The following is a 7,609-nucleotide window of genomic DNA, read 5'->3' as shown; positions in this document are numbered from 1 at the left end:
AGACCGCACGAATATAATGGTGGGTTACCCCCAAACGAATCGGAAAATCGATACTGGAAAAACTCTAACTCGGTGGCCAGTTTTTGTTGACCACTTCAGACAGATGTTGATGTCAGCGTGGGTGAATTGCGCGATGAAGACGGATTTACACCGGACGTCCTTCAGGCGCAAATACTTCATGGTTTTTCCCACGGGATCACTTTATATGGAGGTATGCAGGCTGCTGAAAATTATGGTTCTGCAGCTCTGGGTGTCGGTAAAGATCTTGGCGCTTTGGGCGCAATTTCTTTCGATGTGACACATGCTCGTGCGAATTTTAGCCATGATGATACAGAAACGGGTCAGTCATATCGCTTTCTCTATTCAAAACGATTTGACGACACAGACACTAGCTTGCGCCTGGTTGGCTATCGTTACTCCACCGAGGGCTACTATACCCTCAATGAGTGGGCATCGCGGCGCAACAGCCCTGAAGACTTTTGGGAAACAGGTAACCGACGTAGTCGCGTGGAGGGAACGCTAACGCAGTCGTTGGGGAGAGATTATGGCAATTTATACCTGACATTAAGCCGGCAACAATACTGGCATACCGATGATGTCGAACGATTAATGCAATTTGGCTACAGCAGTAGCTGGAAGCGTCTCTCGTGGAACGTCTCCTGGAGTTATTCCAATACTGCCAGACAGGGGACGGGGAACAACCATGCCAGTGATAACACCAGTGAGCAGATCTACATGCTCTCTTTATCTGTTCCTTTATCGGGCTGGTGGGGTAATAGTTACGCCACCTATTCTGTTTCGCAAAACGATAATTCCGGTAGCTCACATCAAGCGGTACGGCGCTGGAAAGAAATAACCTTTCATGGAATTTAATGCAGTCCTATAACAGTCATGATGATGAGGTTGGCGGTAATATGTCCCTGACCTATGATGGCTCTTATGGCACGGTGAACGGCAGCTATAACTACAGCCAAAATTCCCAGAGGCTGAATTATGGTATCAGAGGGGGAATTCTGGCACACAGCGAAGGGGTAACGTTAAGTCAGGAGTTAGGTGAAACTATTGCTCTTGTTAAAGCACCTGGGGCCGCCGGGTTAGAAATAGATAATATGCGCGGTGCTGCGACGGACTGGCGCGGCTATACGGTCAAGACACAGCTAAACCCTTATGATGAAAATCGGGTAGCAATCAGCGATAACTATTTCTCGAAGTCGAATATAGAACTTGATAATACCGTCGTTACGATGGTTCCCACGCGTGGTGCAGTGGTTAAAGCGGAGTTTGTGACTCATGTGGGTTATCGCGTTCTCTTCAGAGTGTTAAATGCAAATGGTAAACCGGTACCTTTTGGAGCCATTGCTGCGATACAAGATGCAAGTTTGGCAGATTCAGGAATTGTCGGTGACCGTGGCGAACTTTATCTTTCTGGTCTACCAGAAAAAGGACAGGTTACGTTATCCTGGGGAGAAAACGCCTCAACAAAATGCATCTTCAATTATTCACTTTCGACACCAGAAAGTGAGAGCGGATTAATTGAACAGGGTGTGACATGTCATTAAAAGGATTTTTATGAACAAGTATATCAAACAGTGGTGCTTTGCTGTGTTTATGCTCTCGTTAAGTAGTGTAGCACTTGCAGCTCCTAAAGGTATCTGTACCCCTGATAATGGCGTATTTCACAGTACGCTTGATTTCTCGGGATATCTTATTACCGCGAACGAAAATAAGGTTGGAACGACATTTAACACCACTGTAACTAATGGATCCTCATATCCTGGACGCTGTCATTGTGATACTGGTAACGTAGGAGAATTCCCCTATATCTATTATACGTCAAAAATAAACCAGGCATTAACTTATGCTGGGGTTCACTCTAATATTAATTATTATGATCTTAATCCGAACCTTGATGTTGGGATTGCTATAGATATTCTTGGGGTTGGGTATGTGAATGCACCTTTTGAATATCATGCTAACAACCCGTCTGGTAATACAAAGTACAATTGCAACCGCATTGAACCTTTAAGTATATCTAGTGGGGCTAAAGCGATAGTATATTTTTATATCAAGAAGACATTTGCAGGAAAATTGATTATTCCTGAAACAAAGATAGTGACATTGTATGGAACAATTAGCCGTGACACCCCGGTGGATTACTCACAGCCGATGGCTAATGTTTATATTCGGGGCGATATTACAGCTCCGCAAAGTTGCGAAATAAATAATTTACAGCCAGTTTATTTTGATTTTAAAGAAATACCAGCTGCAGATTTTTCATCTGTTGTTGGAAGTGCGGTAATAACACATAAAATTACTAAAACGGTCACTATTGAGTGTGAAAACCTGGGGATACTGAATACCGATGATATCAGTACGTCTTTTTATGCTACCGAACCCAATACGGACAATTCAATGGTCGTAACTTCAAACTCTAACGTGGGGATAAAAATTTACGACAAAAATAATAAGGAAATCAAAGTGAACGGTGGTGAGTTGCCAACAGACATGGGTAAATCAACAGTGTATGGTGAAAAATTAGGTAGTGTAACTTTTTCAGCTGCTCCTGCGAGCCTTACTGGAGCTCGCCCAGCCCCGGGGCAATTTACTGCAACAGCGACGATAACTGTTGAGATTGTGCGCTAATAGGTCTGACAACGATTGTTCATCACATCGTTGTCATCTCACCCATTTCTTTATCACTTTTAAATGCATCATGACAAAAAGATGACATGTGGGATTTTCATCTTCACATTTAAAATCAGTAAGTTATTTGGTAATTCCTTTCTGTCATAAAAATGTCATATTCCTTACATATAACTGTCACCTGTTTGTCCTATTTTGCTTCTCGTAGCCAACAAACAATGCTTTATGAATCCTCCCAGGAGACATTATGAAAGTTATGCGTACCACCGTCGCAACTGTTGTCGCCGCGACCTTATCGATGAGCGCTTTCTCTGTGTTTGCAGAAGCAAGCCTGACAGGTGCAGGTGCAACCTTCCCTGCGCCGGTGTATGCCAAATGGGCTGACACTTACCAGAAAGAAACCGGTAATAAAGTTAACTACCAGGGTATCGGTTCTTCCGGTGGCGTAAAACAGATTATCGCTAATACCGTTGATTTTGGTGCCTCTGACGCGCCGCTGTCTGACGAAAAACTGGCTCAGGAAGGTCTGTTCCAGTTCCCGACCGTGATTGGCGGCGTGGTGCTGGCGGTTAACATTCCAGGGCTGAAGTCTGGCGAACTGGTGCTGGATGGTAAAACCCTCGGCGACATCTACCTGGGCAAAATCAAGAAGTGGGATGATGAAGCCATCGCCAAACTGAATCCGGGTCTGAAACTGCCTTCACAAAACATTGCTGTAGTACGCCGCGCAGATGGCTCCGGGACTTCCTTCGTCTTCACCAGCTACCTGGCGAAAGTGAACGAAGAGTGGAAAAACAACGTTGGTACTGGCTCTACCGTAAAATGGCCGATCGGTCTGGGCGGTAAAGGTAACGACGGTATCGCCGCGTTCGTTCAGCGTCTGCCGGGTGCAATTGGTTATGTTGAATATGCTTACGCGAAGCAGAACAACCTGGCGTACACCAAACTGATCTCCGCTGATGGTAAACCGGTTAGTCCGACCGAAGAAAACTTCGCTAATGCAGCAAAAGGTGCAGACTGGAGCAAAACCTTCGCTCAGGATCTGACCAACCAGAAAGGCGAAGATGCATGGCCTATTACCTCTACCACGTTCATTCTGATCCACAAAGATCAGAAGAAACCAGAACAAGGCACAGAAGTGCTAAAATTCTTCGACTGGGCGTACAAAACCGGGGCTAAACAGGCGAACGACCTGGATTACGCCAGCCTGCCGGATAGTGTAGTTGAACAGGTTCGCGCTGCGTGGAAGACCAATATTAAAGACAGTAGCGGTAAGCCGCTGTACTAATAAAACTCCAGGCCGGGTACGGTGTTTTACGCCGCATCCGGCATTACAAAATGACTTTGTAAACGCGTTTAACTGAAGAGTAACTTATGGCTGCAACCAAGCCTGCTTTTAACCCACCGGGTAAAAAGGGCGACATAATTTTCAGCGTGCTGGTAAAACTGGCGGCGCTGATTGTGCTATTGATGTTGGGTGGCATTATTGTCTCTCTGATCATCTCCTCCTGGCCGAGCATTCAGAAATTTGGTCTGGCTTTCCTATGGACCAAAGAGTGGGATGCACCGAACGATATCTACGGGGCGCTGGTGCCGATCTACGGTACGTTGGTGACTTCGTTTATCGCGCTGCTGATCGCCGTCCCGGTGAGTTTCGGTATCGCCCTGTTCCTGACTGAGCTTGCGCCTGGCTGGCTGAAACGCCCGCTGGGTATCGCCATTGAGCTGCTGGCAGCCATTCCAAGTATCGTTTACGGCATGTGGGGCCTGTTTATCTTTGCGCCGCTGTTCGCCGTTTACTTTCAGGAGCCGGTCGGCAATATCATGTCGAATATCCCGATTGTTGGCGCGCTGTTCTCTGGCCCCGCATTTGGTATCGGTATCCTCGCGGCAGGCGTGATCCTCGCCATCATGATTATTCCGTACATTGCGGCGGTAATGCGTGATGTGTTCGAACAAACCCCGGTGATGATGAAAGAGTCGGCCTACGGTATTGGCTGCACCACCTGGGAAGTTATCTGGCGTATCGTTCTTCCGTTCACCAAAAATGGTGTTATCGGCGGTATCATGCTGGGGCTGGGCCGCGCGCTCGGTGAAACCATGGCGGTGACCTTTATCATCGGTAACACCTACCAGCTCGACAGCGCCTCGCTGTACATGCCGGGCAATAGTATCACCTCTGCGTTGGCGAACGAATTTGCGGAAGCGGAATCCGGTCTGCACGTTGCCGCACTGATGGAACTGGGCCTGATCCTGTTTGTGATTACCTTCATCGTCCTCGCCGCATCGAAGTTTATGATTATGCGCCTGGCTAAGAATGAGGGGGCACGCTAATGGCTATGGTTGAAATCCAAACCACTGCGGCGCTGGCTGAATCTCGCCGCAAAATGCAGGCGCGTCGCCGCCTCAAAAACCGTATTGCGCTGACGCTCTCGATGGCGACGATGGCCTTCGGCCTGTTCTGGCTGATCTGGATTTTAATGTCCACCATCACTCGCGGTATCGACGGTATGTCGCTGGCGCTGTTCACTGAAATGACGCCGCCGCCCAATACGGAAGGTGGTGGTCTGGCGAACGCCCTGGCGGGTAGCGGGCTGTTAATTTTGTGGGCCACGGTATTCGGTACGCCGCTGGGCATTATGGCGGGGATTTATCTGGCGGAATATGGTCGTAAATCCTGGCTGGCAGAAGTGATTCGCTTCATTAACGACATTCTGCTCTCCGCGCCGTCGATTGTGGTTGGTCTGTTTGTTTACACCATCGTGGTGGCGCAGATGGAGCACTTCTCTGGCTGGGCGGGCGTGATTGCCCTGGCGCTGTTGCAGGTGCCGATTGTTATCCGCACCACCGAGAACATGCTGAAACTGGTGCCGGACAGCCTGCGTGAAGCGGCTTATGCGCTGGGTACACCGAAGTGGAAGATGATCTCTGCGATTACGCTGAAAGCGTCGGTGTCCGGGATCATGACCGGTATCCTGCTGGCGATTGCCCGTATTGCTGGTGAAACCGCGCCGCTGCTGTTTACCGCGCTCTCCAACCAGTTCTGGAGCACGGACATGATGCAGCCGATCGCCAACCTGCCGGTGACGATCTTTAAGTTTGCGATGAGCCCGTTTGCGGAATGGCAACAACTGGCCTGGGCCGGGGTATTGATTATTACCCTGTGCGTACTGCTGCTGAACATTCTAGCGCGCGTTGTTTTTGCGAAGAATAAACACGGTTAACACTTTGCCGGATGCGGCGTGAACGCCTTATCCGGCCTACGGTAAGCCTGATTAGCGAAGTGCATCAGGCACGATGAGGAAAAGATTGCAATGAGTATGGTTGAAACTGCCCCGAGTAAAATTCAGGTTCGTAATTTGAACTTCTACTACGGCAAATTCCATGCCCTGAAAAACATCAACCTGGATATCGCTAAAAACCAGGTTACGGCGTTTATCGGGCCGTCCGGCTGCGGTAAATCGACGCTGCTGCGTACCTTCAACAAAATGTTTGAACTGTACCCGGAGCAGCGTGCGGAAGGTGAAATTCTGCTTGATGGCGACAACATCCTGACCAACTCTCAGGATATCGCACTGCTGCGTGCGAAAGTGGGCATGGTGTTCCAGAAACCGACGCCGTTTCCGATGTCCATCTACGACAACATCGCTTTTGGCGTTCGTCTGTTTGAGAAGCTCTCCCGTGCCGACATGGACGAGCGCGTGCAGTGGGCATTGACCAAAGCCGCATTGTGGAACGAAACCAAAGATAAATTGCACCAGAGCGGTTACTCTCTCTCTGGTGGTCAGCAACAGCGTCTGTGTATTGCGCGTGGTATCGCCATTCGCCCGGAAGTGCTGCTGCTCGACGAACCGTGTTCGGCGCTCGACCCTATCTCTACCGGGCGTATTGAAGAGCTGATCACCGAACTGAAGCAGGATTACACCGTGGTGATCGTCACCCACAACATGCAGCAGGCTGCGCGTTGTTCCGACCACACGGCGTTTATGTACCTGGGCGAATTGATTGAGTTCAGCAACACGGACGATCTGTTCACCAAGCCAGCGAAGAAACAAACAGAAGACTACATCACCGGTCGTTACGGTTGATTCAGGAGTGCGTTATGGACAGTCTCAATCTTAATAAACATATTTCCGGCCAGTTCAACGCCGAACTGGAAAGTATCCGCACGCAGGTGATGACCATGGGCGGCATGGTGGAGCAGCAGCTTTCTGATGCAATCACCGCGATGCATAACCAGGACAGCGATCTGGCGAAGCGCGTGATCGAAGGCGACAAGAACGTCAACATGATGGAAGTGGCGATCGATGAAGCCTGCGTGCGCATTATCGCCAAACGTCAGCCGACGGCGAGCGACCTGCGACTGGTTATGGTGATCAGTAAAACCATTGCCGAGCTGGAGCGTATTGGCGACGTGGCGGACAAAATCTGCCGTACTGCGCTGGAGAAATTCTCCCAGCAGCATCAGCCGTTGCTGGTAAGTCTGGAGTCGCTGGGCCGTCATACCATCCAGATGCTGCACGACGTGCTGGACGCGTTCGCGCGGATGGACATTGACGAAGCGGTACGTATTTATCGTGAAGATAAAAAAGTCGATCAGGAATACGAAGGTATTGTTCGTCAACTGATGACCTACATGATGGAAGATTCGCGTACCATTCCGAGCGTACTTACTGCGCTGTTCTGCGCGCGTTCTATCGAACGTATTGGCGACCGCTGCCAGAATATTTGTGAGTTTATCTTCTACTACGTGAAGGGGCAGGATTTCCGTCATGTAGGCGGTGATGAGCTGGATAAACTGCTGGCGGGAAAAGATAGCGACAAATAATTCACCAGACAAATCCCAATAACTTAATTATTGGGATTTGTGGTAATGCTGCCAACTTACTGATTTAGTGTATGATGGTGATTTTAAGGTGCTTGCGTGGCTTCCATTTCCATCAGATGTCCTTCCTGCTCCGCTACT

At 49.2% G+C, this 7,609-nt stretch carries 6 protein-coding genes and 1 pseudogene; all 7 read left to right on the top strand.

Going from position 1 to position 7,609, the window contains the following annotated elements:
• Positions 1 to 99: 99 nt before the first annotated feature.
• Positions 100 to 1,559: pseudogene (gene lpfC-O113, locus BHE85_RS07445) on the top strand (long polar fimbrial usher protein LpfC-O113); the annotation flags it as partial.
• A gap of 10 nt (positions 1,560 to 1,569) precedes the next feature.
• On the top strand, positions 1,570 to 2,643 hold the full coding sequence (gene lpfD-O113 / locus BHE85_RS07440) for a long polar fimbrial minor subunit LpfD-O113 (protein WP_001046036.1): 1,074 nt from the start codon (positions 1,570 to 1,572) through the stop codon (positions 2,641 to 2,643).
• Between the two features lie 247 nt (positions 2,644 to 2,890).
• A complete protein-coding gene (gene pstS, locus BHE85_RS07435) occupies positions 2,891 to 3,931 on the top strand; it encodes a phosphate ABC transporter substrate-binding protein PstS (protein WP_000867146.1) in 1,041 nt (346 codons plus the stop codon).
• 86 nt (positions 3,932 to 4,017) lie between these two features.
• On the top strand, positions 4,018 to 4,977 hold the full coding sequence (pstC, locus tag BHE85_RS07430) for a phosphate ABC transporter permease PstC (protein WP_000741620.1): 960 nt from the start codon (positions 4,018 to 4,020) through the stop codon (positions 4,975 to 4,977).
• Complete coding sequence (gene pstA / locus BHE85_RS07425) at positions 4,977 to 5,867, top strand: phosphate ABC transporter permease PstA (RefSeq protein WP_001251975.1); 891 nt, start codon at positions 4,977 to 4,979, stop codon at positions 5,865 to 5,867. Before pstC ends, pstA begins: the two co-directional genes overlap by 1 nt.
• A gap of 90 nt (positions 5,868 to 5,957) precedes the next feature.
• Complete coding sequence (gene pstB, locus BHE85_RS07420) at positions 5,958 to 6,731, top strand: phosphate ABC transporter ATP-binding protein PstB (protein ID WP_000063125.1); 774 nt, start codon at positions 5,958 to 5,960, stop codon at positions 6,729 to 6,731.
• A 14-nt stretch (positions 6,732 to 6,745) separates the two neighbouring features.
• Positions 6,746 to 7,471, top strand: coding sequence for a phosphate signaling complex protein PhoU (phoU, locus tag BHE85_RS07415; RefSeq protein WP_000377786.1), 726 nt, complete (start codon positions 6,746 to 6,748; stop codon positions 7,469 to 7,471).
• Positions 7,472 to 7,609: the final 138 nt, after the last annotated feature.

The organism is Shigella sp. FC1567 (genome assembly GCF_001743015.1).
GTDB lineage: Bacteria > Pseudomonadota > Gammaproteobacteria > Enterobacterales > Enterobacteriaceae > Escherichia > Escherichia coli.
The sequence above is the reverse complement of the archived record's forward strand: the minus strand, read 5'-3'. Positions and strand labels throughout refer to the sequence as shown.